General features: G+C 74.0%; 16 protein-coding genes. 2 read left to right on the forward strand and 14 right to left on the reverse strand.

All coding sequences use genetic code 11. From position 1 onward, the window contains the following. Positions 1 to 112: 112 nt before the first annotated feature. Positions 113 to 4,561, reverse strand: a complete 4,449-nt coding sequence (locus ACZ4W9_RS01040) for an NACHT domain-containing protein (protein WP_467932303.1) — start codon at positions 4,559 to 4,561, stop codon at positions 113 to 115. A 282-nt stretch (positions 4,562 to 4,843) separates the two neighbouring features. On the opposite strand from ACZ4W9_RS01040, the gene ACZ4W9_RS01045 reads away from it, so the two are divergent. Beyond that, positions 4,844 to 8,704 carry a phage tail protein gene (locus tag ACZ4W9_RS01045; RefSeq protein ID WP_467932304.1) on the forward strand — a complete coding sequence of 1,287 codons (3,861 nt, stop codon included), beginning with the start codon at positions 4,844 to 4,846 and terminating at the stop codon, positions 8,702 to 8,704. Between the two features lie 116 nt (positions 8,705 to 8,820). Continuing rightward, on the forward strand, positions 8,821 to 9,465 hold the full coding sequence (locus tag ACZ4W9_RS01050; protein ID WP_467932305.1) for a hypothetical protein: 645 nt from the start codon (positions 8,821 to 8,823) through the stop codon (positions 9,463 to 9,465). A gap of 54 nt (positions 9,466 to 9,519) precedes the next feature. Here the strand turns inward: ACZ4W9_RS01050 and ACZ4W9_RS01055 are convergent, their stop codons facing one another. The 13 genes from ACZ4W9_RS01055 to ACZ4W9_RS01115 are packed head-to-tail and all read right to left on the reverse strand — an operon-like array spanning position 9,520 to position 26,949. Then, positions 9,520 to 9,807, reverse strand: coding sequence for a hypothetical protein (locus tag ACZ4W9_RS01055; protein ID WP_467932306.1), 288 nt, complete (start codon positions 9,805 to 9,807; stop codon positions 9,520 to 9,522). Positions 9,808 to 9,812: 5 nt separating this feature from the next. Next, entirely contained in the window at positions 9,813 to 11,963 is a 2,151-nt protein-coding gene (locus ACZ4W9_RS01060) for an ATP-binding protein (RefSeq protein ID WP_467932307.1), read from the reverse strand. A 5-nt stretch (positions 11,964 to 11,968) separates the two neighbouring features. Further along, a complete protein-coding gene (locus ACZ4W9_RS01065) occupies positions 11,969 to 13,765 on the reverse strand; it encodes a hypothetical protein (protein ID WP_467932309.1) in 1,797 nt (598 codons plus the stop codon). Beyond that, on the reverse strand, positions 13,762 to 14,298 hold the full coding sequence (locus ACZ4W9_RS01070) for a hypothetical protein (RefSeq protein ID WP_467932310.1): 537 nt from the start codon (positions 14,296 to 14,298) through the stop codon (positions 13,762 to 13,764). The genes ACZ4W9_RS01065 and ACZ4W9_RS01070 overlap by 4 nt, the downstream gene beginning before the upstream one ends. Before the next feature lie 2 nt (positions 14,299 to 14,300). Then, the gene (locus tag ACZ4W9_RS01075) at positions 14,301 to 15,434 is read right to left on the reverse strand and encodes a hypothetical protein (RefSeq protein ID WP_467932312.1); all 1,134 of its coding nucleotides are present in this window, start codon (positions 15,432 to 15,434) and stop codon (positions 14,301 to 14,303) included. After that, positions 15,431 to 17,410 carry a hypothetical protein gene (locus tag ACZ4W9_RS01080; protein ID WP_467932313.1) on the reverse strand — a complete coding sequence of 660 codons (1,980 nt, stop codon included), beginning with the start codon at positions 17,408 to 17,410 and terminating at the stop codon, positions 15,431 to 15,433. Before ACZ4W9_RS01080 ends, ACZ4W9_RS01075 begins: the two co-directional genes overlap by 4 nt. A 2-nt stretch (positions 17,411 to 17,412) precedes the next feature. Further along, positions 17,413 to 18,678: a hypothetical protein gene (locus ACZ4W9_RS01085; RefSeq protein WP_467932314.1), complete on the reverse strand. Its 1,266-nt coding sequence runs from the start codon at positions 18,676 to 18,678 to the stop codon at positions 17,413 to 17,415. Positions 18,679 to 18,689: 11 nt separating this feature from the next. Beyond that, on the reverse strand, positions 18,690 to 20,681 hold the full coding sequence (locus ACZ4W9_RS01090; protein ID WP_467932315.1) for a phage tail protein: 1,992 nt from the start codon (positions 20,679 to 20,681) through the stop codon (positions 18,690 to 18,692). After that, complete coding sequence (locus ACZ4W9_RS01095) at positions 20,678 to 22,717, reverse strand: putative baseplate assembly protein (RefSeq protein WP_467932317.1); 2,040 nt, start codon at positions 22,715 to 22,717, stop codon at positions 20,678 to 20,680. Before ACZ4W9_RS01095 ends, ACZ4W9_RS01090 begins: the two co-directional genes overlap by 4 nt. Then, positions 22,714 to 24,654, reverse strand: coding sequence for a putative baseplate assembly protein (locus ACZ4W9_RS01100; protein WP_467932318.1), 1,941 nt, complete (start codon positions 24,652 to 24,654; stop codon positions 22,714 to 22,716). Before ACZ4W9_RS01100 ends, ACZ4W9_RS01095 begins: the two co-directional genes overlap by 4 nt. Further along, positions 24,651 to 25,073 (reverse strand): GPW/gp25 family protein, encoded by a 423-nt coding sequence (locus ACZ4W9_RS01105; protein ID WP_467932319.1) that lies wholly within the window; start codon positions 25,071 to 25,073, stop codon positions 24,651 to 24,653. The genes ACZ4W9_RS01100 and ACZ4W9_RS01105 overlap by 4 nt, the downstream gene beginning before the upstream one ends. Next, positions 25,070 to 25,771 carry a phage baseplate assembly protein V gene (locus tag ACZ4W9_RS01110; RefSeq protein ID WP_467932321.1) on the reverse strand — a complete coding sequence of 234 codons (702 nt, stop codon included), beginning with the start codon at positions 25,769 to 25,771 and terminating at the stop codon, positions 25,070 to 25,072. Before ACZ4W9_RS01110 ends, ACZ4W9_RS01105 begins: the two co-directional genes overlap by 4 nt. Next, complete coding sequence (locus ACZ4W9_RS01115; protein ID WP_467932322.1) at positions 25,768 to 26,949, reverse strand: phage late control D family protein; 1,182 nt, start codon at positions 26,947 to 26,949, stop codon at positions 25,768 to 25,770. Before ACZ4W9_RS01115 ends, ACZ4W9_RS01110 begins: the two co-directional genes overlap by 4 nt. Positions 26,950 to 26,956 lie beyond the last annotated feature (7 nt).

Below are 26,956 nucleotides of genomic sequence, written 5' to 3' on the forward strand. Positions count from 1 at the left end.
CGGCGGCGCACGTTTCCGCCCGGTCCTCCGGAGCGCCGGACGCACGCCGGGGCGCACAGCGGCGCACGGCCGGAGCCTCCCGCGGGGCGGCCCCGGGCAGAGCCGGTCCCGTTCAGCTCCGATCGGAGTCGTCGATCGCCGCTGCCACGCCGTAGGACCCGAGAAGCAGCAACTGGTCGAGCAGATCGAGGATCTCCGAGCGGCGCGCGGGCGAAGGGGCCTGGACATAGGCGCGCACCAGCAGACGGCCGATGTGGCGGGCATCTGCCGCCGCACCGCGGGCGAGGTCGGCCGAAGCGGCTCCGAACACCGCGACGAAGCGTCTCACGCATGTCAAGATCAGTTCGTCGACCCGGTCAGGGGCGTGTTCGAGCGTGATCAGCAGCTGCGGAAGGGCGGCCACGAAGGCACGGGACTCGATCAGCGCGGTCAGTGTCCGTCGGTAAGACCCCAGACGCCGGCCGCGCAGTGCGACGGCCACCGTGGCGGCGGCTTCCCGCACGCCCTCCTCCGGGTCGTGGAAGAACCGGACGAGTGCGTGATGGGCGAGTGCCGTGTCACCGGTGTTCAGGAGGCGCTGGGCGCACACGTCGGCGGCTCCCTGCCGCTGTGCCGTGTCGTTCCCGGCGAGCACCTTCGACAGCAGGTCGGAGAGCTCCCACTCCATCGCGGCCAGTGCGGCGATCCGGCCCCCGACCCGGCGCACCGCCACCACCGGGGAGTGCAGCATGCGTTCGGTCAGCGGACCGACCGACGCCGGGTTCCCGTGCATCAGGGCAACGGCCAGACGTGATACGTACGGTGACGCCAGCAGGTGGTCGGGGGCCTGCACGAGCACCGAGAAGGCATCGGCCGCCGCCGGGCGGTCGTGACGGATCGCGGCATGCAGCACTTGGGCGACGCACGCCCGGACGTCGAGGGAGGAATCGGCCGCCAGCCGGCCCAGGTGGGGGATGATCAGGGCGGCCCGGGACCCGTCCGCATCGTGAGCGAGCAGACCGCCCAGGCTCTCGGCCGCGCTTCCCCGTACGGTGTTGATCCCGGCGGTGAGCAGGTCACGCGTCACATCGCCGTCGTCCTCGGCGAACCGATCGTCGGCGCGTCGCGGCTCACCCGAGTCGAGGGCACGGCTCAGGAGCGCTTCCACCAGGTCGAGCGGCACCTGGTCGAGGTACTTCCGCAGGGCGTGCCCCAGCCAGCGGTCCTGCTCCGGCCTGTGCCTGCCCGCGAAGTGCCGCACCGCCGCGAAGACGGTACGTGCATCGTGGTGCGGCTCGGCCTCCCCGAGGCCGAGGAGCAGCGAGGCGCCGTAGGCGGGGTGCGTCCCGGCGTCGATCCGCAGGGCGAGCCGTGCGAACCGGCCAGGGTCCGCCTCCGTCATGCTCCGCAGCAGATGGGACAGTTCGCGCGCACCACCGGTATGGGTTGCCCAGTCGGTTCGGTCCCGGCTGTGCTTCCTCATGGCTCTCAGCCACTGGTCGTCACTCATGTGCCGCGCCGCTTCCGCCGGGATGGGCGGTCCGAGCCACCCGCCCGTGGCACCTTCCGGTGCCTGCGGCTCCCGTCGGTCGCCGTGAAGCCTGCGGAGTTCCCCGAGCCGGCGCCTCGCCCGACCGGACAGCCGCCCTTCGGGAAGCGCCGTCAACAGGGTGAATTCGTGCCAGGGCGAGTATGCGCCCTCTTCGGGAAGGCGCAAGTGGAGCAGGGACTGCTCCAGCCGCCCGAAGGTGTCGTCGGTCAGGTGAGCGCCGATGGCGCCGAGCACCTCACGGGCACCCCACACGACATTGGCCGCGTACCCGCACAGCAGGCGGTGACCGCCCTGGAGCATGATGTCGGCGGACCACGAGGCAAGGGCGGGGCCCCCCGCGGCCAATGCCTGGTACAGCAGCCACTGCGCCGCCTCGTACGGCTCGTGCACCAGCCGCGCCACGAGCCGACGCGCTCGCGCGGCGTCCCGGCCTGCCGTCCTCCGCAGGGCTTCGGCCGTACCTCGCAGCAGAGCCTCGCCCAGATCACCGGGATCGTCGTCGGGCTGGCGGTGCGAGAAGTGGCGGTCGTGGACGGGCCACCCCGGCCGTACCGGACAGGCGGTCAGGCTCATGACGGCCAGGAGGACCGGGATCGCCCGGACGCAGAACTCCTCTGGCGCGCCGGCAGCGGCGTCGGTCACCGCCTTGAGTGCCGCGTAGTCCCGGCTCAGCAGTACAGCGACCCTGCCCTGGCCGTCGAGCGAGAGGGCGTCCGGGTTCTCCGACAACAGCGCACCCAGCAACTCGACGACCCAGGTGGGTTCTTCGGCCGCCAGGTCGCCGGCCGAGTGCCAGAGAAGGTGCTCGGATCCGGTGAGGAGACCCGCACGCACGCCGTCGAGCAGAAGGTCGAAGAGCGGTCGGCTGCCGGCGAGGCGTGCGCGCGGGAGGATCCGGACCAGCCACGCGCCGTACCCAGGGCCGGCGGCATGCGGTCGCAGAAGACGGGCCACCCGGTCGGGCAGCGCATCGGCGACCGCCGCCATCAGCCTTACCGCCCGCTCCTGTTCCCTCGTGTCGGCGCTCTCGAGCCAGTTCTCGAAGATTCCCTCGTCGTCTCCGCGACGGAACCACACGGGCGTGCCGAGCATGTCGACGAGGTGGTCGCGGAAGGCAGGGCGCGTCTCCAGCACACGGACGACGGCGCCCCACTCGGTGGCGGTGGGAGCGTCCAAGCCGCGCAGCACGGCCAGGGTCAGGTGCTTGAGGTGGTAGCGGATGGCCGGATCGGTCAGCAGTGCCACGACCTCCTCGGCGAACCGTCCGGGCTCGAGATCCCGCAGGTGGTCGAGCACCTGCCGAAGCTGTCCGCGGCGGAACAGCTCCTGCTCCCCTCCGGTGAGGAAGGCGACCAGGCTCTCCTCGCTCCGGAGCCATTCGCGGGCGAAGGCGTAGTCGAAGAAACTCTCGTGGAAGAAGGCCAGTTGACGGCCGTCGCGCACAAAGACGTGCTCCGACTCAAGCACCTTCCGGCTGGAGGCGAGCTCGTCCGTGTCGAGCACGCTGTGCGGTACGGACAGCCGCTGACGCGCGCTCATGGCCGCGACAACGGCCGAGACCGCGTCGTAGAAGCGTATGGACGGACGCCGGGCGCACGCCTCCTGTTTGGTGTCCCAGAAGGCGTCGAAGAGCTGCCGGGTGCTGTGGAAGAGAAGGGCCCCCTCCTGATCCGCGACGTGGGCGAGGAGGACGAGGTGCAGCGGTGAGCGCAGCAACGCCCGTTGCGGGTGGGCCAGGCGGGAGACGTCCAGGCCCATCCCGGTGACGGCGGTATCGACCTGGGCGTCGGAAAGCGGTCCGACGGCGACGCGTGTGCAGTGGTCCGAGGAGGTGAGCCTGCGGATGCGGGCGTCGGCCTCGACGTCGAACGCCCGACAGGCCAGGAGGACCCGCATGCCGGGGTGTGCCGCGGCCTCGTCCACCAGGTCGGCCACTGCGTCGAACGTCTCCGGGATGCGTCCTGACGCCATGCTGACGGCGTCGAGCTGGTCCACGACGAGGACGCAGGGCCGGCCGGCCGCGACGACGGCGAGAGCGCCGACCGGGGACATGGGCAGGCCGGCACGCTGCCCCAGTTCATGGGTCGAGCCGAAAGGTTCCAGGCGGTCCAGGCGGAAGGCAAGAACCGGAGTGGCCGCCTCGTCGAGGGCGGTGAAGGTCTGGTGCAGCACGGCGCTCTTCCCGCCGCCCGCGGTCCCGGTCAGCAGGACAAGGCGCCGGGTGCCTTCCCTGATCTCCGCCACAAGGCAGGCGGCCTCCTCCCGGGGGATGGTGGGCCGGAGCAGCGTACGTTCGACGCTGGCCGCCCACCGGTGCGTCACCGTTGTCACCGTGTCGGACACCGCCACGGCATCGGCCCGCACGACGCCCCGCAGTCCGTACGGCGCCAGCCGGGTGGTGAGGGCCGCCGCGTCGAGCGTGGTCCCCAGGTTGTCGAGCAGGACCTGACCGAGAGCGAGCGCCGCCAGGCGGCCAGGTGCTCCTGCCAAGGCTTGTTCGGCCAGGACCGCGTTGGTGTGCACGAGATCTCGTTCGTCGTGCCACTCCACCCGCAACCCTCGCAGCATCCTCCAGGCCGCAGCGGTCGAGCCGTAGACGTCCCCCGAGGCGAGAGCGTCGAAAGGACCCCGGAGTTCGTCCGTCAGCCACTCGGACTCGAACGAGACGAGGTCGGCGGAACGACGGGCGCGGTCGGCGAGTTCGTCGAGTCCACGGGCGGGAAGTATGGAGACGAAATGGAACGCCCGGCCCGACTCGACATGGGAACGCAGACTCTCCCAGACCCCCTTGTCCCGGAGAGATGACACATTCCAGCTGTTGGCATTGCGGTTTGGCCGCTTGACCTGGTGCACCTCCGTACCGTGGTCGTTCCGGTAGACGAACTCCACCCCGTCGCCCAGAGGCCCACCGGGTTCGACGCACAGCGACGTTCCCGAGCCCAGCAGCACGTACAGGGCATGCCTGATCGTCCAGGCCCCCTCGTAGCGGTTGCCGAACTTGTCCGTCTCGCCACCCGTCCTCGGTGCCACCGTCTTCCCCGTTTCTCCGCCCCGCCAGGCGGACCGCGCCCGGGGCAGACGCTACCGCGTGCGTCCTAGGCGTACCGCGGACCGCCGGGCAAGGTCAGGCACGCCACGGACCTGGCTGCCCGCCCCGCCGCGACCACGGCACCCCCCTGCGCACCGAGCGGAGACGCTTCGGGGGATGCGGAGGTGACGGACTCGTCACGCCCCTGTCGGCACACTGCGTCGGGGTGTCCCCGAGGCGCCGGGCGCCTGTCGCCACCGACCTGCCGGGAGGGATCGGGTCCCATGCCAGTGCCGAAGGCTCTCGCGGTGCGGCCGACGGCGTCGTCCGCGGTGTCCGCGCCGGCGAAGCAGCGGCCGCGGGCTGCCGGTTCCGCCCCGTCCCCGGCGCACGCCCCGTCCAACGCGGCGGTGACGGCGGCCCTCGCGGGCACGGCGCCGGCCACGCCCCACCCCGGGCGGCCGGCGCTCGCCGCGCAGGACATGGTCGGCAACGGCGCCGTCGCGGCGGCCGGCCACGCCGGGGCGGATGCCGTCGCAGCTCCGGTGCGGGCTGCGGAGGCGGAGGCGCAGGCGGCCCCCGGCGCCGGTCCGGAGGCGGAGGCGCAGGCGGCCCCCGGCGCCGGTCCGGAGGCGAAGGCCCGGCCGGGGCCGGACGCGGATCCGAAATTCGCTTCGCTGAAGAAGGACGTACGGCACAAGAAGCGGACGCTGGCCGCGTCGCACCCGCCGCCGCGGGCCGAGGCGGCGGGTGCGCAGGACGCCGCGCTGCCGCCCAAGGACGACGAGGTGGCGCAGGGCAAGACCGCCAACGCCGAGAAGATGAACGAGGCCGAGCCGAAGGAGTTCGACAAGGACGCGTTCATCCGGGCGGTCGAGAAGGCGATCGCGGACAAGGCCCCGAAGAACCTCGACGAGGCGGACAAGTTCGCGGACTCCGGCAAGGCGGACGAGGTCCGGGCGGAAGTGCACGGCAGGGTCGGCGAGGGCAAGTCGGACTCGGCGGAGCAGATCGCCACCACGACCGCCGCCCCGCCGGACACGTCGGCGGCCGTGCCCAAGAAGGTCGTGCCGATGAGCCCGGACCGGCCGCCGGGCACCCCGGGCGCGCCCGATCCCGCGCACGCCGTGCCGGACAGACTGCCGCCGTCGGCCACCGACATGTCGGCCGGGCCGGCCGAGGTCGAGCGCCGGATGTCGGACGCGCAGGTCACCGAGGGCCAGTTGCGGAAGTCCAACGAACCGGCGTTCACCAAGGCGCTGGGCGAGAAGAAGGCCGCCGAGCGGCACTCCGGCACCGCCCCCGGGCAGGTGCGCAAGCACGAGGCGGCCGAGCTGCGCGCCTCCACCGCGCAGGCGAAACGGCTAGGCACCGCGGCCATGGGCGCGATGGGCGCGCAGCGCGCCCGTACCGGGCAGCAGGTCGACACGGGCAAGAAGGGCACGAAGAGCCGGGACGAGGAGAAGCGGGCCCAGGTCACGGCGGTCCTGCAAGGCGTCTTCGACACGATGAAGAAGGACGTCGAGACGATCCTGGAAGGGCTGGACAAGCTGGTCGACGACCAGTTCGGCCGGGGTGAGAAGGCGGCCCGGGACGCGTTCACCGCCGAACACCGGCGGAAGATGGACGCGTACAAGGACCGCCGGTACTCGGGCGCGACGGGCAAACTCCGCTGGGTGCGGGACCTGTTCGCGGGGCTGCCCGCCGAGGCCGACAGGATCTTCGAAGAGGCCCGCGACAACTACGTACGCCGGATGCGGCAGGTGATCTCCGACGTCGCCGACACCATCGGGGCGGAGCTGAACCGGGCCAAGCGGCGCATCGCCCGGGGCCGGGGCGAGATGCGGGACGCGGTACGCAAGCTCCCGGCGGACCTGCGGAGCATCGGGCAGCAGGCGGCGGCCGAATTCACGGACAGGTTCGACGAGCTGGCCCAGGCCGTGGACGACAAGGGCACGCGGCTCGTCGACACCCTGGCCACCAAGTACACCGAGGCGCTCAAGTCGGTGGACGACGAGATCGCCGCGGAGAAGGAGAAGAACAAGGGGCTGGTGGCCAAGGCCGTGGACGCGGTCAGGGCCGTGATCAACACGATCCTGGAGCTGAAGCGGCTGCTGCTGGCGGTCCTCGCCAAGGCCGCCCAGGCGGTCATGCTCATCCTCAAGGATCCGATCGGCTTCCTGCGCAACCTGGTCTCCGCCGTGGGCGCCGGTCTGCGGCTGTTCCTCCAGAACATCGGCCGCCACCTCCAGCAGGGCATCCTGTCGTGGCTGCTGGGGAAGACGGCCGAGGCGGGCATCGAGCTGCCGGCGAAGTTCGACACGCAGGGCGTGGTGCGGATGCTCGCCGGCCTGCTGGGCCTGACGTGGCAGAACATCCGCGCCCGGATCACCCGCAAGGTCCCCGAACCGGCCGTCGCGGCGGCCGAGACGGGTGTGTCCCTGCTCGCCGACGTCCGCAGACGGGGCGTGGCGGCGATGTGGGAGGATCTGCGGACGCGCGTCGGCGACCTGCGAAAACAGCTGCTCGACAACGTGATCGCCTACGTCACGCCGACGATCGTGGTCGCCGGGATCATGTGGGTGATCTCGCTGCTCAACCCGGCGTCCGCGTTCGTGCGGGCCGTCAAGCTGATCATCGACTTCATCCGGTTCATCGTCACCCAGGCCCGCCAGATCTTCGAGTTCGTCAACGCGGTGCTCGACGCGGTCATCGCCCTCGCACGCGGCGGCAGCGGCGGCGTCCCCGCCCTGATCGAACGCGCCCTGGCCCGTTCCGTCCCCGTCCTGCTGGGCGTCCTCGCCGCCGTCCTGGGCGTCGGCGGCATCGCCGGCCGGGTCCGCCAGATCGTCCAGCGGCTGTCCGCCCCGGTGAACCGGGCGGTGGACTGGGTCATCGACAAGATCGTCGGGCTTATCCGGAAATTCTGGAACAGACTCAAGTCCAAGCTCGTCAAGAAGAAGACCCCCAAGAAATCAAGGACCGGGAAACCGAGGAAATCCACGCGGCGTTCCCGCAGGCCCCGCCGCCCTGACCCCCGAAGGCCAAAACCCCGCAAGGACCGCCCCGACCGGAGGAAAGACAGAGGAGGCAGGAAGAAGGAGGCACAGCAGAAGAAGAAGGACCGCGAGCTGCCGGTCGTCCTGGCCGAGGCCAAGAAGATCGCCGAACAACACGAGAAGCGCGGCGAGTCGACGAAGGTCCTGCTGGCCGCGCTCGCTCCGCTCAAGCGCCGTTACTCCTGGGTCCGCAGCTTCCTGGTCGAGGGCACGGGACCGTTCAAGGTCTGGCTGCTCGCGAGCAAGCACTCCGTCGACACCAGCTACTCGCCGTTCCTCTCCGAGAAAGAAGTCAAGCAACTGGTGTTCAGCGCGCTCCACCAGGTGCGCCGCGAGCTCCTGACCCAGCGGAGGGCAGCCGGGCAGGCCGAGCCGAAGAAGGACGACGAGTTGCACACTCAGGTCGAGCGGATGCTGTCGCGGGCGATGACGGCGTACGAAGCGGCCTGCCGTCCCGCGCCCCCCGGAGCCGATCCGGGCACCTACACGGGGAACGTCTTCACCTTCAGTGGCCATCAGTACTTCGTCGACCACGACAACTACTACATCGTTCCGAAGAGCCGGGTCGTGAAAGCCGTCAACGACAACGGAAAGATCAAGGTGGAGGATCGGGGGCTGCTGGACGAATACCGGTACGGCAACTTCCGGCACTCGCCTTCTCAGATGCGGGACATGACAGTCAAGATCGCTGGTGGCGGCCGTGCGGCGGTTAACGATGCGAACATGATGCTCGCCGCGCTCGTCGCCGAAGCCCGCCGCAACCCCGTTTCCCACGTGACGAACCTGCTGCTCCTGAAAGACGCGTCAAAGCTGAAGGGCACCTTCTACGAGCACGCCCCGATGACCGGCGGCGGCACGGACAAGCCGGGAGCGCCACGGGACCCGGACCTGAGCGGCACCTGGGAGAAAGGGCAGCCGCAGCCACCGGTGAAGGTGACCGACGCCGAGTACGCTATGGTCCGCGGGCTCTACGAGAAGGAAATCGGCGAGAACATGCTCAGGATCGAGAAGAGCGAGAAGGCCACGCACGAAGAACTCCTTCTCAGCATGCTCAGGGAAAAGACGAAACTCACCTGGAGTGACTGACATTGCATAGCGCCGACCATTGGGCGGAGGTGGCCCGCGACGCACTCCGGGAGGTACGCGAGGAGTATGTGCGGGCCCTCGACGCGTCAGGCCCCCGAGTCCCCGAGATCTCTTGTATGGGGGTCGCGTTCCAGGTCGACCAGGTGCGTCGGGTGATCCTCACGCCGGAGGACCCGGAGGACCCGGAGTACTGGGCGGAACGGGACGGCAAGTGGTACGTCCCCGTCCACACGATGCTCGCCTGTCTCCACCTGTCGTCCGTGATCGGCACGGACCGCTTCCTGCTGACGGGCGGCTTCGCTCATGTCCTGACCCTGCTGTGCGCGGGGCCACCGTGGCAGGCGGCGTCGGAGACGGAAGTGGCCGCCTTTCTCAATCTCACCGTATGCGAGGGCGTCGCGAACCCGCGCTCCGAGCGCATGGTCTGGCTGACGGTCGCGCGGGAACTCGCCGCCGGGCACGAGGACGTGGAGTTGCACGCGCTGCTTCCCGAGCTGGTCACCGATCACGACGTTCTGTACGACCCCGGGCTGCCCGCCCTGCAAGCCCCGGCGTCCCATTACGCGAAGCGGCTGATCCCGGGCAGGGCCGAAAAATTCGAGGGCACCCCCGAGGCATACGAACGTCTGCTCCTGGACGCCGTTCTGCCCGCCGGGCACGGGCGTGTGACCGGACCTGAGCCGTTCGCAAGGTACGAGGAGCAGCTGGACGCGTACGTACGAGAACACGTCTTCGGCCACGTAGCGAAGGCACTGGGCTGACGCACCCCTCGTTCAGGGCTGCCCCTCGCTCCCGGCGCACAGGGGCCGTTCACCTCACTTCGGTGTGCCGACCGCCACCGGTGGCGCCGCCGGCAGCGACTCGAGCGCCACCTTGGCCACCACCGCGTTCCCCGTCTGGTCCTGGCCCGCGAGGAGCAGCGCGTTCACTGGGCCCGACGCCGCGGCCGCTTGGGCCACCGAGGCGTTGCTCATGGGCACGACGACGGGCACCGGGACCACAGCCACCGGCGATTCCCGACGGGCGGCGACCCCGGCTTCCGGTGACCTGGCCGGTGGGGCCGGTGCGACCAGGCGGGACAGCGGGCGTTCGGTGGGCAGCATCGGTGTCACTCCCGGGGGGCGGCGTCGAGCAGGTGGGCGTGGGGGCCGAGTTCGGCGGGGCGGAGCAGGCGGGCCTCGCGCTGGAACTGGCGGGCCACTCCGCGTACCACGTGCCGCATGTGGATCGCGTCGCCGCCGCTGTCGGCCGCGGCCAGGGCGGCGGTGCGGGCCGCGGCCGTGATGCCGGCGCCGGTCATGTCCAGGCGGGCCAGCGCGTCCAGGTCCACGTCCGCGGCGAGCGGGGCCTGCTCGGGGAAGGCGAGGCGCCACAGCCTGCGCCGCTCGGTCACGCCCGGGCGGGGGAAGTGGACGACGAAGTGGAAGCGCCGGGTGAACGCCGGGTCGATGTTGTCCTTGAGGTTGCTCGTGAGGATCACCAGGCCGTCGCTGGCCTCCAGGCGCTGGAGCAGGTAGCCGACCTCCATGTTGGCGTACCGGTCGGTGCCGTGCTTGACCTCGCCGCGCTTGCCGAACAGGGCGTCGGCCTCGTCGAAGAGCAGCACCGCGTGGCTCTCCTCGGCCTGGCGGAAGGCGGTCTCCATGTTCTTCTCCGTCTCCCCCACCCACTTGGAGACGACCTGGGCGAGGTCCACCTTGAGCAGTTCCAGGCCGAGCATGCCGGTGACGATCTCGGCGGACAGGGTCTTGCCGGTGCCTGGTTCCCCGGTGAACAGCGCCTTGACCCCGCCGTGGGCCGAGCGGCGGGCGAAGCCCCAGGTCTCGGCGACCCGGGGCCAGGCGCGGAAGGCGGAGACGATCTCCAGGATCTGGTGGAACTGGGCGTCGGGCAGGACCAGGTCGTCCGCGGTGCGCCGGGGCACGATCGCGTGCACCGCGCTTCCGCCGCGCCCGCGGGTGACGGTGGCGATGGCGGGTTCGACATGGTCGGCGACCGGTTCGGGACGCCCGCCGCCCGCCAGGCGGGCCCCCGCGTCCGCGACCGACGCCACCGCCCGCAGCTCGCCGCCGCTCATGCGGTACCGGACGGCGAGGTCCTCCAGGCGGGTGCCGGTCAGGTCCGGGAGCGCCGCCGACCACATCGCCCGGCGGTCGGTGAACTTCGGTACCGGCACGGTGAGTTCGGCGTAGCCGCGGGCGGCGAGCAGGGCCGCCGGACGCCACGGCTTCAGGCCGGTGAGGCACACCGGCGCACGGGAGCGGAGCAGCGCGGCGGCGATGATGTCGGCATGGCCTTGCCGCTGGGGTTCGCCGTGCAGGTCGTCGGTGGGGATCCACAGCACCGCGCCCAGCGCGGCGGCCGTGCGCAGATCGGCCTCGGGGTCGCCGGTGAGGGTCCGCAGCGGCGTTCCGGCCGCCCGGGCCAGGGCCTGTACGGCATCGGGCTGGTCGTCGGGCGCGCAGCCCCACAGCCCGGCCAGGTCGATGTGGCCCGCGCCCAGCGCCCTGCCCAGACGGGTGAGCCGGTCCGAGGCCAGGTGCGGGGGCAGCACCTGCGGATCCGGTGGGAGGACCTCGCCGGGGTCGTGCCCGAGCAGTCCCACGTCCGTGCCCCAGCCCAGCAGGAAGTCCAGCACGCCCGGGCCCAGGAGGAGTTCCTGGGCCAGCCCGACCGCGGCTTCCTGGTGGGTGCGCAGCAGTCCGTACCGGCGCAGCGGCCCGGCCGGGCCGAGCGAGCGGCGCAGGGCGAGGCGGGCGGCCGGGTCCGGCGACTCGGCCGCGCCTTCCGGGTCCTGGCCGTCGTGTCCGGTCAACGCCCCCACGGTGAGCAGTAGTTCCACGCTCGGCAGCCGGCGGTTCAGGTTGTCCACGATGTAGGCGTAGATCCGTTCGTAGCCGCGGTCCAGTTCGGGCGCCGCCACCAGCAGCAGCGCGTCCTGTTCGGCGCGGGACAGGCCGAACCGGGTGGCGAGCGCGTCCAGCGGGAGGGTCCGGCCCTCGGCCGACGCGCCGCGCCGCAGCTCCCGTTCGCCGTCCGACTCGGCGCGTCGGGGGGCGTACGGGCCCGCCATCGCGTCGGTGAAGGCGTGCACCTCGCCGAGCAGCACGTCGACCTGTTCGTCGGTGACGCAGTACGGCGTGAGGTCCGGCCGGGTGAGCCGGGCCGCGATCCGCGCCTGCCGTTCGACGGCCGTGCGCAGCGCCCGGTGGATGTCCGCGAGGCGGATCCGCAGGTGTTCCAGCGCCGGTTCACCCATCCGGGTCAGCCTCCCGAGAAGGTCAGGGTCCGGCCGTCCAGCCAGACCACGTCGGGCACGTCGGCGAGCAGTCCACCGCGCAGCAGGTCCGCGTGGCGCCGCCCCAGCGGTACGCGGACCCGGACGGCGGCCGGCTCGAACCGGACGGTGGCCTCCAGATCGGCGAAGCGGCTCAGGGCGGACAGCGGATCAGGGGTCTCGCGCTCACGCCAGAGCGTCCAGGCGACGGTGGCGAGGCCCAGGGCGGCGGCGAGAGTGACGGAGCGCTCCAGCGCGCCGTCCCGGGCGAGCGGCACCGCGCGCCGCTCGGCGGCCAGAGCGGTGACCAGGCCGGCGAACCGGCCTGTGTGGGAGGGGAGTTCGGCGGCGAGGCGGTAGTCCGGCAGTCGCCGTGCCGTGCCCGTCCACAGGGGCGTACGCCAGGGCAGCCGGGTGACGGGGTCGCCGCGCAGGGGCCGCACGGCGGTGAGGAACGGCACGTCCGCCGCGTCCAGTTCGCGCAGCGAGCCGGGGGGCAGCCCGTCTCCGCAGACCAGCACGGGGGGCCGGCCGCATGCCCGCCAGTACGGGAGCAGCGCCGCGGGGGACGCCGCCCAGGCGATCGGGAACATGCCCTGGGCGTCGACCAGGAGGAGGCCGTCGTCGGTCCCGGTGAGCAGGAGCGGGCCGGCGGGGTCGTGGCCGCGGCACACCGCGAGCGCCAGGACGCCGTCGAGCACCGGGAGCGCGGGCCGGACCGCGTGCGCGAACGCGGTCAGCCGCTCCTCCGGGACGGGCGGTTCGAGCCCGGCGAAGGCGGCGGCCGCCTCGCGGTCCGCCGCGTCCCGGCGCCAGCCGCGCGCGGTCGCGCCCAGCACCTTGTACGCGAGGGCCGCGGCGAACAGCGGTGCCTGATCGCCCAGTTCGACACCGGCCAGCGCGGGGGCGAGCGCGTCGAGGTACCCGATGCGGGCCAGGGGCCCGGCGAGCAGGAACGGCAGCGCGGACGGCACGCGCACCTCTTCGGCGGTGCGGGCCGTGACGGCGTCCGGCGCCGCTCGCGGACGCGGTGTCCCGGCCGCCTGGGTGCGCCCGGCCGTCCGGTCGTCCTCGGCCGCCCGGTCGTGCCCCGGTCCCGGGGGCCGCGTCGGCGCGCCCGCTTCATCGTGCTCCGCGAAGGCCGCGTACGCGGCGAGGAGCCCGGGCAGGGCCCCGGCGCCGGCGTCCGCGACCGCGGTGCGGAGCGGCTCGGGCAGCGGCCCGGCCGGTCCGCCGGGGCCGGCGCGTCCGGCGAGTTCCGCGAGCAGCCGGGCGGCCATCGCGTCGTCGTCGCCCAGCAGGGCGACCGCGTACACCTGGAGTGTTCGCCCGGGCAGCAGCGCGAGGAGGGCTTCGAGTTCGCCGCGCTCGGCGAGTTCGGAGAAGAGCGCGGCTGCCGAGGGCGCCTCCCGGACGGTCGCCTCGGCGGGGAAGGACGCCTCGAACGACGGGGCGTCCGCGGGCGTTTCGCCGGGGACCTCGGCCATCGCGACCGGCGCGAAGCGGACCTCGGCGGGCACGGGGACGCGGCCGGGCGCCCCGGTCCCGCCCAGCCGGACGGTGACGGTCACCGGCTCGGTGATCTCCACGTCCGGCCCGTCACCGGCCAGTCGGCCGGCGAAGTGGTCCGCCAGCAGGTCCGGAAGCGAGTCGATCACGTGCCGCACCAGGCCGCGCGGGTCCGGTCCCCAGCTCCACCCGCCGCGCCGGACCACGGTGACCGTGCACCGGTGAACGGCGATCTCACCGGCCTCACCGGCGGCCGGTGCAGGGGGTGTGTTCACGTCACGTTCGCCTCCTCCAGAAGGCCCGCCCAGCCGGCCGCCAGCACCAGTACGCCGTGCTTGCCGCCGGGGCCGAGGCTCACCGGCAGTGTCACCTGGGACTGCCGGGCGGGCAGTTCCCCGGCCAGCACGTGGGTGTCCTGGTCGTCGGAGACGAGGGCGACCACCTTGGCGGGGCGGGCCGGCGCGACCTGCACGGTGAGGGTGAGCCCGGTCGCCGTCAGCGCGATACCGGCGCCGCCGGTCCAGGTGGCCAGGCGCGTCAGCGTGGGCCCGGGCCTGCCCTCGGGGCTCAGCTCGACCCCGAACGCCAGCGGATCGGTGAGGGCCGCCGGTTCGTCGTCCACCGCCGCCACGGCGAGGTCCCTGGCGTTCAGTGGCAGCGTCGCGACGCGGCCCTCGTCCAGGAGGACGCGCAGCGGCAGCGCGCGTCCGACGAGCGCGGCCGCGTCGGCCGGGGCGCCGGCGCCGGTCAGGGCCAGCGCGCCCACCACATGGCCGGTGCCGGCCGTGTACACCACGGTGAGGGTCATCGTCAGCCGCCTCCGTTCGTCGCCACGACCGTCGCGAGGACGAGGAAGTCGACGGCCCCGGGCCGTTCGACGACCTTGGCCGCGGCGATGTCGCAGGAGCGTGTCCGGCACCTGACCCGGCGGTCGTCGTCCACGGTGGCCTCCACGGCGCCGACCAGCGTGGTTCTGGTGGCGGTCGGCGGTATGCGCGGAGTGAGGTGCACATGGACGACGACCCGGCCGTCGGCGATCTGCTCCGGGGTGACACCGGCCGGCAGCGGGAGCAGCATGCCGTCGGTCGCCGTCCCGGAGGCCACCAGGGTGCTGCCGACCGGCATCCGGCCGCTGAAGCTGCCCTCGATGGTGAGGTTGCCGTTGGCCGCGAGGGTCATCAGCGGGGCGACCGTGCCGCTGCCCTGGTAGAGGCCGAAAACCAGGCTCGGCTTGTCCCCTGCGGACAGGACGAGGGCGGGCCCGCCCTCCCGGGCGGTCGGGCCGGTGCGCAGGGTCAGCGTGCCCGAGGCGGCCGAGACGGTGTCCGCGCGGACGCCGGCGAAGCGCACCCCGACTCCGCGCGCCTTGGCCTCCACCCCGCTGAAGTGGCCGTCCGTCCAGCGGACGTAGCCGAGCAGGACGAGCCAGCGGGCGGGCGGATCGGCCGGCGGGACGCCGGTGGCGGGCGGGCGCTGTTCGTCGGCCAGCCGCTCGTCGCCGAGGCGCCCGAAGAGGATCTGGTACGACTCCTCCACGCGCGCCTTGGTCGCGCCGCCGGTGCACGAGAGGGGCCCGGGGGTCCGGGCGGGCTCCCGGTCGGCCGCGGTGAGGAAGACCGGGTAGGGCTCGTCCGTCGGCTGGTCGGCCCCGTTGACCTCCTGGAAGTCGCTCTCGCGCAGCACGACCGGCTCGGTCAGGAGCACCTCGCGGCCGGTGCCGTCGACGGCGATGCCCGGCGCCACGCTCACCTCGACGTAGCGGGCGTTGGTGAGCGGGTCGGTACGGCCCCCGGTGACCAGGGCGAGCCCCTCGGCGATGCCCCAGTCGTGCAGATGACGCGCGTGCCGGGCGGCCGTGGCGCGCGCGTACTCGACCGTGGCCGTCAGGTCGGCGGCGGCCAGCACCTGGCCCTCGTGGAAGGCGGGGCGCAGCGGGCCCGTCATGACGTCTCCCCTGACTTCGGGCCACGGGAGGGGCGAGTGCGTTTCGCCGGGGGCCTGGCCGGCTCCTCCTGCGCGGCCGGCCCGCCGGCACCGCCTTCGAGGTGCGCGAGGCGGGACCCGAGGTCTTCCGGGACCCGCTCGCTCAGCCGGCCGACCTGCGCCTGCGCGCTGCCCAGTTGGGCGCCGAGGCCGGACACGGCCGCCGTCAGTTCGGCCACTCGGGCGCGCAGGGCGGCCAGCTCCTGGATGCTGTCGGTCACTTCGCTGGGAGTGGTGTAGACCTGCTCGTGCAGCGCCTTGGGCGGTGTCTCGCCGGGTGCCGGGGTGAGCAGCAGGGACAGCATCTCCTCCAGGTCCCCGGTGCGCGGCCAGTCGCCGAGCAGGCCGTCGGCGTAGGGACGTTCGACGTCGCCCTGCGGCGGAAGCGCCGGCTTCCCGGAGCGCGGCAGGAGCTGGCCGCACACCCGCTCGGCCAGTTCGCGGAGCCGGTAGAGCTTGGGCAGCCACTCGCCGTACGCCCCGCCGCCCGGCAGCACCTGTTCGCGGGTCCCGGAGCACACTCGTACGACATCGCAGCCGTCCAGCTCCAGCCGGGCGAGGAGCACGTCGGTGTCGGCGCGGTCGCCGCACGGCGGGTTGAGTGTGGCGCACGCCGCGTCGGTCAGGAAGCGCCGCAGCGCGACCGTGAGCGCGCCCGCCGCCTCGGCGATCCGCTGCACCTCGGCGATGGCCGCCTTCTCCACGCTGTCCGGCGGCGGGGCCGGCAGCGGCGCCGGCACCTCGACGGCGGCGACCTCCGAGCGCAGCCGGCAGTCGCCGCTCTCGCCGACCTGGTCCAGACGGGCGAGCAACCACTCCCTGATCAGGCCGAGGTCCGCGCGGAAGCCCACCCGCAGCGCATGGCTCAGCGGTGTCCCCTGGGCCACCATGCGCACCTCCAGCGGCGCGTCCGCGTCGCCCCGCCCGGGCACCACCCGGGCCGCGGTCTCGGTGACGACCGCACCGGCGAGGGCGCGGTGCAGCGGGTCGGGCCAGGCCGCCTCCGCGTCGGCTTCGCGGAGCCGGCCGCAGGCCGTGCCCAGGACGCCGCGGGCCTCCTGGACGGTGGCGAGGTCCGGGTATGCCGCCTCGAGCCGCTCTTGCCCGGCGGCGTCGTGGGTGTCGTAGCGGGCCACGCCGGCGGCGAGCGCGCGGACGTGCTCGGTCATCTCGCGGGCGGCCGGCGGTGGCGGCGGCCCCTCGCCCGCCGCGTTCCGGCGCAGCCAGGCCAGGGCGGTGGCGTACCGCTCGGCGTCGGCCGCGTCGAAGCGGAACGTCCGGCCGGTGCCGGCCGAGGCGGTGGTCAGCGCGTCGCGGTAGTACGCGAGGCGCCGGTCGCGGGTGCGGGCGCGGTCGGCCCGGGCCAGGTCGCCGATGCTCGCGAGCAACCGGGTGCCGGGGTTGTGGCGGTGGTCCTCGAAGTCGTCGCACTTCACGACGAAGCGGAACCCCTCCTGTATCCGGGAGGGCACACAGCCGGGCGAGGGGCAGGGCTCCTCGGTGGCGTACGGCGCGACCGGTTCGACGGGCGCCTCGTGGTAGCGCACGTAGAGGCCGTAGCCGCGGCCGCCCTCGTCGTCGCAGTCCTCCCCGCAGTCCACACCGAGGGCGCTGATCCGCTGTTCGCGCACCAGGGCCCGTACGTCGACCTGTTCGGTGCAGGGCACCACGATGTCGTTGCCCGCGCAGTCCAGCGCGTGTCCGGGGTGGACCGCCACGGTGCCGCCGCCGCACGGAGCGCAGGTGACGCCGAGGCCGCAGACGACCCCCGGTCCGAACAGCGACCGGTTGTGCAGCCGGCTCTTCGCGGTCGTGTACTCGACCAGCAGACCGAGGTCGTCCTCGGTGAGCAGCTGGCCCGCGAAGAAGCGCGGCCGTACGAAGGCGGAGGTCCGGGTGGCGTCACCCCCGCAGCCGCATCCGCAGTCTGTTCGCATGATCAGCGCTCCTTAACGAAGAACCAGCTCTCGAAGACGTCCCCGCCCGCCCCGGTTCCGGACGTCCAGGGACCGATGCCGGACGGCGGCAGTTCGCAGCCCCCGCGGGCCGCCTCCGGCGCGTTGGGGCCGGCGTCGATGGTCGGTACGCGTCCGCCGACGTGGGTGCCGTCGACCGGACGGCAGCAGCGGTCGAGGAGGAACGCCGCGCGGACGGTGATCAGCACGCGGTCGCCGTCCTGAAGCGTCTCGCGGGTGGTCTGGCGGTAGCGGAACTCCTCGGTGAACTCGCCGCACCCGGCGTCGGGTCCCGTGAAGGCGCCGCCCATGTACCAGGTGGAGGCGTTGCGGCCGCTGCCGCCCTCGATGACCTGGATCTCCACCACGCCCGGTCGCAGGCAGTCGGTGCGCACGCCCGCGGAGAACCGCACCACGAGCCCGCCGTCCTCGTCCTGGGTGCCGAGGAGGGCCTTGGCCTCGTCGATGGTGTACGTGTGTCCGTGGATCCAGTTGACACCGGTGACGACCGTGGGCAGATGGCGGCCGAACGGGCGGCGCACGTTCATGTGGATCTGGTCCCGGCGCACCGGCCGGCGCCGGTCCGCGCGGTCGATCCTGGCCAGCCAGAGCGTGGTGTGCGCGCCGCGGGAGCAGCAGGTGTCGCAGCGCTTGTCCACCGGTGGCTCGCAGCCGGTGACGACCACCTTGTGGCACTCCTCCGTCCAGCCGAACTCGCAGTCGGCGGTGTCCGCGCAGGCGTCGTGGTAGACGGCCCGGGTGGGCTCCACGGGCCGCTCGGCGTACCGGATGCCGACCCAGACCGTGTCGGTGTCCCGCTCGCCGGGGGGCAGCGCCTTCCACAGGTCGATGTCGCAACCGCCCCGCACCACGACCTCGTTGCCGTCGCTGTCCACGGCGAGGCCGGGGGTGAGGCGCACCCTGGCCCGGTGCCGGGCGTGCTCCGCCCCGGTGTGCCCGTCGGTGTGCCCGTCGGCCGCGGCCGGCCCGTCGGCCTCCGTGTGCCCGTCGGCCTCCGTGTGCCCGTCGTCTTCGCGCGTGCAGCCGTCATCGGGCACCGGCTCCACGAACAGGCCGCACACCACGCCGTAGCCGAGCAGGCAGCGCATGCGCAGCCTCAGCCTCTCCCGGTAGTACTCCTGTTCACGCTGGAAGTCCCTGGCGCCGAGCATCTGGCCGTGGAAGTACCGCAGCCTGCGCAGCGGCGGCGCGTCGAACTCCGCGGCCCCTGGTGTGCCTGTCTCCGTCATCGTCCGTCCTCTCACGACACTTGCGTATGCACACCGACGGCGGAGACGACTCCCACACCCACCCCTCGGCGCGATCCTCTGGATCCCGGTCTGAGCACCCCGTCGCGGTTCAGCCGCAGCGGACTGCCACCGCCGAGCACGGGCGGTGGCAGCGGGACGAACGCGGTGTCCACGCCGACCGTGGACCGGGAGCCGACCACGAAACCGGCGCCGCCGGTCCGCACCGATCCCACCGTGTGCGCGGGCGCCTGGCGCTCCACCAGCCGTCGCAGCGCCCGGACGTCCGCCGGCCCGGCGGGCAGCAGCACCCGGAACCGGTGCGCGTGCGCGGTCAGCGGATCGCTGTCGGGCGCCCCGAACGCGCGCAGCGGCGCGGCGCCCAGTGCCGAGCCGCCGGCCCGGAAGCGGCTCGCCGAGCGGCCGAACAGTCGTACGGAGCCGAGCCCTTGGGCCTGCCCCGGTGGCGGGACGGGCCCCGGTGGCGCGCATCCGGCGGCCGCGCGCAGATGTGCCCACCGGCGGTCCCCGGCCAGTTCGTCGATGACCGGGGTCACCCCGAACACGATGCGCACCGCTTCCCGCAGCGCCCAGGGCGTGCCCCGGCGCCGGTACAGCTCCGGGGCCGCGGCGAGCAGCGCGCGCCGGGTCCGCGCGTCCCAGCCCGCCTCGAACGACAGGCCGAGCAGTCCGGCGAGCCACGGCAGCACCCGGTCCGGTACGCCGGCCGGGTCGAGGAGCGCCGGATACCGGTCGACGACCCGGTCGACATCGGCGAGGGTGGCGTCGAACAGGGAGAGGAAGCGCTCGGTGAAGTCGTCGGCGGCGGGGTCCTGGCGGAAGGCGGGCGGCAGCAGGTCGGCGCTGGTGACCCGGGGGAAGTCCAGCCGGATCCGGTGCACGACCGGACTCGCGCCGCCGTCGCCCGTGAGGCGCAGCCGCAGCCGCAGGAAGCGGCCGGGCGGCTGGTCGACGAGGAAGTCCGTGACCCCGGGGGCCGACGCCTGCCAGTCGCTGTCCTCGTAGCGGCCGTCCTCGGTCACCACGATCCCGACGGAGACCGAGGTGCCCGCGGGCACCTCGGCGTCGACGCGCACCCGGTGCCAGCGGCAGCGTGACGTACCGCTGTCGATCAGGGTGGTCAGGTACGAGCCGCTGGTCAGGTAGGTGTCGGTGCGCGGCGGCACGGGGTCCCGGGGCAGGCCCCGCCAGGTGTACCAGCGGGTCACGGGCCCGTCGGGGCCCTGCTCGTCCAGGCGGAACCCGTCCTCGTCCGCCGAGGTGAGCGCGGACGGCGCCAGCGCCCCGGCCAGTTCGGCCGCGGTGGCCGGGCGGAAGGGCCGGCCGTACCCGCCTCGCAGGATCCGCGGCCGGGTGCCGTCGTCGGTGAGCAGCCAGACCGTCCGGTCGTCGCCGACGCGCAGGCCGACGACCTCGCCCCGCGCCCCGGTGCGCAGCACCCCTTCGCGTCCGCCCGCCGAGTCGAACCGGCGCAGGTCCGTACTCCCCCGCGTGGCGACCAGTACCTCGTCGCCGGGCCCCGGCGCGGCCAGGACGGGCCGGCGCACCCGGATCACCCCGGCGAGCTGTTCGCCCTCGCGGCGCCACACGAGCACCCGGTCGGACTCCACCACGGCGAGGCGGTGTCCGCGCGCGGCGACGGAGACCGGCCGGCGCGGCGGGCCGGGGTCGCACGCGAGCGGCCCCGCGGGGCCGAAGGCGCCGTCGCACCCGTCACGGCGGAGCAGCCGCCGTTCCCCGGGGACCAGCAGGTACCAGCCGCGCGGCCCGCAGCCCGGTGCCAGGCGCGGGTCGGGGAACCACGGCAGGAGCTGTTGCCTGGTGGGGCCTTCCGGAGCGCCGCCCCGGAAGGCGAGCCGGACGCCGGCCGGTTCGCCGAACCCGACGATGCCGTCCGTGCCGGGCTCGCTTCCGTCCGGGGCCCGGTCCCAGCCGACGTACCCGTCCAGGAGGCGGAAGGTCGCGGGGTGCGGGGTGCACGTCATGGCCGGTCTCCTACCGGGATGAGCAGCGGGCGCTCCGGCCAGACGAGGTCGTGCGGCCCGATCGCGTGGTCGGTGCAGGGCGGCAGGCGCACGCCGTCGACGGTGAGCGAGAGCCGGGCGACGGCCAGTACCCCGTCGACCGCGAGGAGGCGCCGGACCAGCGCGGTGTGCCGCAGCGCGCCGCCGAACGGCCAGCCCGCGCCGTCCTCTCCGCCGCGCAGCGGGTCCAGATAGCCGCGCACCGCGTCGCCCGCCCTGGTCAGGACCGCGGCGCGGTCGAGGTCCGCGTCGAGGGCGACCCATGACTCGACGGCGACCCGGTGGTACCGCGCGGGCGCGGCGACCACGGTGACCCCGGCCGGGGCGGCCTCGCGGGTCAGGTGGTCGGCGACGGCCCGCAGCGTCGCGGCGGTGGGGACCGGCGGCTGATCGCCGTCGTCGCCCGGCGGTACGACGAGGACCCCCACGACGCCGGGGATCGGTGCCCCGGCGTAGTCGGGGTGCAGGCCGGGCACGCCGTGGGCGCGGGCCACCGACGCGCCGGGCGCGCGGGTGGCCAGCAGGCCGTAGTCGGCCGGGGCCACGGCCCGGCCCCGGGCCCGCAGTTCGCCCACGCCCCGGCGGATCGCGTCGGCGTCGGGCTCGGCATCCGTGCCTCCGGAGGCCGGGAAGGGGTTGTTGACGCCGATGACGTACGGCAGGGCGGTCACCACCGAGCTGACGGCGCCCGCGCGCACGGCTCCGGCGCTGCCGCCGCCCACGCGGTAGCGGACGGCGCGGACGTTGCGGAATCCGGGCGGTACGGCCGCACCGTGGACTCCGTCGCCGAAGGTCACCTCGCCGCTCTCGTGGTCGACGGTGAAGACCCGGTCGTCGGCGCCGTGGCCGGCCAGGCTCTCCACCTCCCGCCAGCGGGAGGCGGAGCCGGCCGTGGTGCCGAACACGTCGGCGCCGGGATCGTCGTCGACCTCGATGACCACGGTCCGGGTGAGGATGGGGAGCTGACTGAGCCTCATGCGGCGCCGGCCGCTCTCGCCGCCGTCCTCGATCGGCTGGAGCGGCTCGTCCCTGATGGTGCGGGCGGCCGTGGCGGCGACCATGTTCAGCCGCAGCCCCGACAGCACCGGCGCGGGCCCGTCGAAGGCGCCGTGCGCGATCCGCAGCCGCAGCCAGCGCAGCGGGGGCCGCGGCCGGGTGCCGGGCGGGCTGCCCGGCGCCCAGGAGCGCGGCACCCGCAGTTCGACGGTCCCGCTGGCCCGGAACCCGGCCGTCGCGTCGCGCACCAGTTCGGCGGGGACCAGCCGGGTGCCGTCCAGCACGTCCCAGCGCAGCAGGGGCGCGGGCGGCAGCGGCAGGGGCACCGGGCCCCCGGAGCCGGCGGGCTCGGGCGGGGCGGCGACCACGACGAAGCCCAGCGAGAGGTGCGGGTAGGGGGCGGCCGCCCCGGCGAGCCCGATCCACAGGCCGTTGCCGGGTTCCGGGTCCCGGCCGAACGGCGCGAAGGGACGGCCGGGACCGGCCGGTCCGAGCGGCAGGGTCTCCAGCGTTCCGTCCTCCTGTACGGCGAGGGCGGCGAGGGTGGCCGGGGTGGCGTAGAGGTCCTGGTCCGTCTCGTACACCACCTGCCCGGCGGGGCCGGACGCCGCGCTGCGGAATCCGGCGGGCACCAGGACGGAGGTGCCGTCCGGCGGGTTCACGGTGAACTCCAGGAGGGCGGCCGCCGCCCCGGCCGGGCGCCGTCGCACGCCGGCCTGCGCCAGGTGCTCGGCCAGCACCTTCTCCGGCAGCCGGTTGACGCGCGTGAGCACGGGTTCGGTCAGGGTGCCGAAGAGGCGGACGAGCGCGACTCCGGCGTCCTGGCGGTCGGGGTCGGTCCAGTCCGGGGTGTAGCCCGCGATCCGGCCGCGCAGCGCGGCCCGGACCGCCTCCCGGGTGGCGTCGGTCGGCTCGGGCCGGACGCCGGCGGGTCCCGGGCCGGGTACGAGCCGTTCCTCCTGGTCGTGCGCCGCCTTCTCCCACCACACGTCACCGGTCATGCCAGTCCCTCCCCCGGTTGGACGGCGGTCGCGATGCGCGTGCGGACCGCCCGCAGGGCGGGTAGTTCGCCGGGCCCGAGCGGCACTTCCCGGCAGTCCTCGTCCGGGTCCGCCCCGTCCAGGCCGATCGCCACGGCGGAGACCTCCGCGAGGTCCCCCAGCGCGCGGTGCGCGGCCCGCAGCAGGGCCGAGGGGCGCAGCGGCTGTCCGAACGGCCAGCCGTCCTGGTCGTCGCCTCCGGTCAGCGGGTCGAGGAAGCGGCGCAGCGCCTCGGTGAGCCGGGCCGAGACCCGGGCCCGGTCGGCGGGGTCGCCCGACAGGTCGGCGCGCAGCACCACGTCGCGGTAGCGGGGCGCGCGGACGAAGATCTCGGAGGTGAGCAGCCGCGCCCGTTCCAGGTGGGCGGCGACCGCGCACAGCATGCCCGGGTCGGGGCGCGGCGCGGCCACGAAGTCCTCGCGGTCCGGGTCCGCGCGGGGCACGGCCGGTACGAGACGCACGGTCACGGCGCCGGGCACCGGCGCGCAGGGGAAGCCGGGGTGCTCGCCGAGGGAGGTGTGGGCGCGGGCGACGGCGACGCCCGGTGTGGCCAGGGCGAGGGTGGTGAAGTCGTCCGCGGTGACCGCGCGGGTCACCTCGCCGAGGGAGGCGGCCGCGCGCTGCCGGGCCGCGGCGACGGTCTCCGGGTCGGCGCCGCCTTCGGCGCGCACCAGGCTGGCGGCCGTGATCTCCGCCGTGGAGTCGTCGGCCGGTACCCAGTTCGCGGTCATGCCGCCGTTGCCGTCCCGGCCGCCTCCGGTCGTGTACTCGGCGCTCGCCTCCTGGCCCGGGTGGGGGATGCGGCCGGTGAGCCCGTCGCCGAACACCAGCGAGCCCTCGGTCCGGTCGAGTACGAAGACCCGGTCGGCGGGCCCGCCGAAGGTGAGGTCGGGCGCGGCCCGCCACTCCTGTCCGCCGAGCCGCAGGCTCGCCTCCAGCAGGCGTTCGGCGGCCTCGGGCAGCACGAGGCGCCGGCCGGGCAGCTTGAGCCAGGCGTCGACCTGCTCCTGGAGTTCGCCGCCGCTCGCGGTGTGCCGCCGGCGGTGGTGCGCGGCGGACACGTTGACGGCGAGCCGGAGCAGGCGCGGCGGGGCGGCGTGGGTCGCGGCCGGGGTGGACACCAGGATCCCGCGGTCCCGGGTGGTCCAGCCCGTGGGCGGGTGCAGGCGCACGATCCCGGACCGTCTGAGCCCCGCCGTGCCGTCCTCGACCTTCTCGAACGGACCGCGGGCATCGGTCCCGGGCCGGAACCAGGACCAGGTCAGCTCGGCGGGCGGCGGGACGCCGGCGACCGCGTCGGGCAGCCAGGCCGGTCCGGACGCGGCGGGCGCGTCCAGCTCGAACAGCAGGCTGAGCGGGCCGGGCGCGGGGTGCGCCCCGGTGAGCGGCAGGGTGAACCGGGCCTCGGCCGGGGTCCCGTCGGCGGCGAGCAGCGGGACGCCCCGGCGGGCGCGCAGGTCCGCCGTGCGGTCGCGGCCGGTCCATACGGTGACCCGGCCGTCCTCGGCGAGCGGGAAGACGGCCACGTCGTCGTCGAGGGTGAAGAGGATCCGTCCCGCCGGGTCACGGGTGAGCGCCGTTCCGGCCGGGACGACCGGCACGGCGGTACCGTTTTGACGGGCCGCGACGCCCAGCACGGTGGCGGCGGGCCGGGCGGGGCGCGGGGGGTCCAGGCCGAGCAGGCGCAGCAGGGCGACCACGAGCGCGTCGGGCACCTGGTCGAGCCAGTACAGCCGCTGTTCCAGGAGGTAGGCGAAGAGTTCGAGGAGGGTGACGCCGGGGTCGACGGGCGCGTGGAGCGTCCAGCTGCCGTCCGACTCGGCGGGGATGCGGCGGCGGACGGCCGCCATCATGTCGGCCCAGGTGAGGTCGTCCAGCTTGGGCACGGGCAGGGTCATGAGGTCCCTCCCGGGGAACCGGTGGGGCCGGTGAGCCCGGCGTAGAACGGGAAGACGAGGTTCGCCTTGGTGTTGCTGCGCCGGACGCGGTAGACGACCGAGACGGTGACGCGCCCCTCGTCGGCCGGGTCGGTCTCGGCGCGGACCTCGTCGAGCTCCACCCTCGGCTCGTGGTCGCGGACGGCGGCGGCGATCGACTGCTCCAGGTCGCGCAGGTTCTGCACGCTGCCGGGCGCGAACACCAGCTCGTGGGCGCGGGTGCCGAGGCCGGGCCGCATGACCCGCTCGCCGGTGCCGGTGAGCAGCAGCGCCCGCAGGCAGTGCTCGATGCTCTCCTCACCGACGGCGTACCCGAGGCGCCCGGAGGCGTCGGGCAGGATCGGGAAGCGCCAGCCGGTGCCGAGGAACTCCTCGCTCATGCCGTCCTCGCCTTCCTGGCCAGCACGGCGGGGGTGAGCGGCGGGGCCGGCGGGCCGGTGGGCCCGGTGGGCGACGGGTGGGTGTGGGTGTTGAACGCCTGGAGCAGCGCGTTGCCCAGCACCAGGGGCTCGGTGGCGCCGCCGCCGAGGTCGATGGAGGGCGAGTCGACGGTCACCTTGGGCGCCTTCAGGGTGACCTCCCCCTGCGCGGTCACGGTGACGCTGCCGCCCTCGGCGGCGGTGATCCGGATCGCCTTGCCCCGGTCGTCCAGCTCCACCACGTGCCCGGCGGCCGAGGTGATCCGCACGGCGGCCCGGTCCGGCGTGTCGTCGAAGAGCACCTCGTGCCCGTGCCTGGTCCGGATCGTCTTCCGGTCGCGGCCCTGGGTGCGGGCGGCCGGCGGCTTGTCCTCGCCGTTGTAGAGGCCGCCGAGCACGATCGGGTACCGCATGTCCCCGTGGACGAAGGCCACCAGGACCTCGTCGCCCTTCTCGGGCACGAACACCGAGCCGTAGCCGTTGCCCGCGTACGGCTGGCTGACGCGGATCCAGTCGGTGACCGTGACGTCGTCGAACCAGGGGAATCTCACCTTCACCCGGCCCTCGTCGTCGCCGTCGTTCTCCACGACGATCGCCGAGACGACGCCGTAGTACCGCTTGTCGGTGCTGCGGGCCCGCGGTGTGGTCCTGATGGTCACTGGTCCCCCTGGTGGATCCGCCGGCCGGTGAACTGGGTGAAGAACCCACTGGTGTTGAGGGTGTGCTCGACGCGTTTGACGAAGTACATGCCGGAGAAGCGGCGTCCGAGGCCGTGGATCTCCAGGTTGTCGCCGGGCCGCAGCTCGGGCAGGCCCGCCACCTTGCCGGTGGCGGTGATGAACTCGTACGCCCGCTCGCGCAGCAGGCTGATCGCCAGTTCGCGGGCCTCCTGGTCGCTGCCGACCGGCGCGTCGACCAGCACCTCCTGGCGCCCTTGCAGGGTGGACTCGGCGACCTGCGGCCCGCTCTGCCCGTCGGCGGTGCTCTGTCCGGCCGGCAGGTTCTCCGCGGTCGCGGTGAACGCGATGGGCTGTTTGGCACGCGGGTCCCAGCCCCGCACGGTGACCTTGCTGACCTGCTGGGACACGGTCAGGGTCGGGGTGAACTCCAGCAGGTTGGGGATCAGCCCCTCGGGCTGGGCGGCGGGGCCGGTGGACAGCCCCGGCGCGTAGGCCAGCCGGTACACCCGGATGGGGCGTCCGTCGCGGCCGTCGGTCGGCTTGATGAAGTGGAGCGTGTCCTCACCGGTCCCGGGGTCCGGCAGGATGTAGCAGTCGAAGTCCAGCCGCTTGGCCCGCTCCAGCAGGAACGTCGCGTCGTCCTGGTTCTTCTGCACCACCAGGTCGTGCGTGGGCCCCTCCCGGGTGACCTCGGCCCGCAGGTGGTTGCGCTGGGCGATCTGCTCGGCGATCCGCCAGTCGGGCTGATTGCGGTAGATCTTGGTCTCGTCCCCGGCGGGCTTGCGGTCCTTGAGCCGCAGCAGCCCGTCCACGCCACTGACCTGGACGGTGGGCGAGGCGCTGTCGGTGAACTTCGGGCTGAGCGTGGAGATGGTCCCGGTGGCGACGGTGAGCAGCTTGTCGGCGTAGCCGAGCCGCACCGAGACCCGGCCGCCGAGCCGGAAGGCCGGCGAGTCGCTGTGCTTGAACCGCAGGCCCGCGTCGTCCCAGTTGTTGAGGGTCAGGTCGAAGCCGGACATCTCGTCGATGTCCCGGTTCACCTTGATGTCGATGATGTCGTTCTTGGTGGACGGGTCCATCTCCAGGCCCTCGATGCGCACCTCGAACTCGGGCGCGTACCGGTCGGGCGGCGCGGTCTCGGGGGTGGGAGTGCTCATCGCGCGC

The sequence above is a fragment of the Streptomyces sp. NPDC029296 genome (genome assembly GCF_055569255.1).

Excerpts from the sequence above, each read along its gene's own strand:
- ACZ4W9_RS01045 (WP_467932304.1), top strand. The coding sequence starts at position 4,844 with ATGCCAGTGCCGAAGGCTCTCGCGGTGCGGCCGACGGCGTCGTCCGCG.
- ACZ4W9_RS01050 (WP_467932305.1), top strand. The coding sequence starts at position 8,821 with ATGGGGGTCGCGTTCCAGGTCGACCAGGTGCGTCGGGTGATCCTCACG.
- ACZ4W9_RS01055 (WP_467932306.1), bottom strand. The coding sequence starts at position 9,807 with ATGCTGCCCACCGAACGCCCGCTGTCCCGCCTGGTCGCACCGGCCCCA.
- ACZ4W9_RS01060 (WP_467932307.1), bottom strand. The coding sequence starts at position 11,963 with ATGGGTGAACCGGCGCTGGAACACCTGCGGATCCGCCTCGCGGACATC.
- ACZ4W9_RS01070 (WP_467932310.1), bottom strand. The coding sequence starts at position 14,298 with ATGACCCTCACCGTGGTGTACACGGCCGGCACCGGCCATGTGGTGGGC.
- ACZ4W9_RS01075 (WP_467932312.1), bottom strand. The coding sequence starts at position 15,434 with ATGACGGGCCCGCTGCGCCCCGCCTTCCACGAGGGCCAGGTGCTGGCC.
- ACZ4W9_RS01080 (WP_467932313.1), bottom strand. The coding sequence starts at position 17,410 with ATGCGAACAGACTGCGGATGCGGCTGCGGGGGTGACGCCACCCGGACC.
- ACZ4W9_RS01085 (WP_467932314.1), bottom strand. The coding sequence starts at position 18,678 with ATGACGGAGACAGGCACACCAGGGGCCGCGGAGTTCGACGCGCCGCCG.
- ACZ4W9_RS01090 (WP_467932315.1), bottom strand. The coding sequence starts at position 20,681 with ATGACGTGCACCCCGCACCCCGCGACCTTCCGCCTCCTGGACGGGTAC.
- ACZ4W9_RS01095 (WP_467932317.1), bottom strand. The coding sequence starts at position 22,717 with ATGACCGGTGACGTGTGGTGGGAGAAGGCGGCGCACGACCAGGAGGAA.
- ACZ4W9_RS01100 (WP_467932318.1), bottom strand. The coding sequence starts at position 24,654 with ATGACCCTGCCCGTGCCCAAGCTGGACGACCTCACCTGGGCCGACATG.
- ACZ4W9_RS01105 (WP_467932319.1), bottom strand. The coding sequence starts at position 25,073 with ATGAGCGAGGAGTTCCTCGGCACCGGCTGGCGCTTCCCGATCCTGCCC.
- ACZ4W9_RS01115 (WP_467932322.1), bottom strand. The coding sequence starts at position 26,949 with ATGAGCACTCCCACCCCCGAGACCGCGCCGCCCGACCGGTACGCGCCC.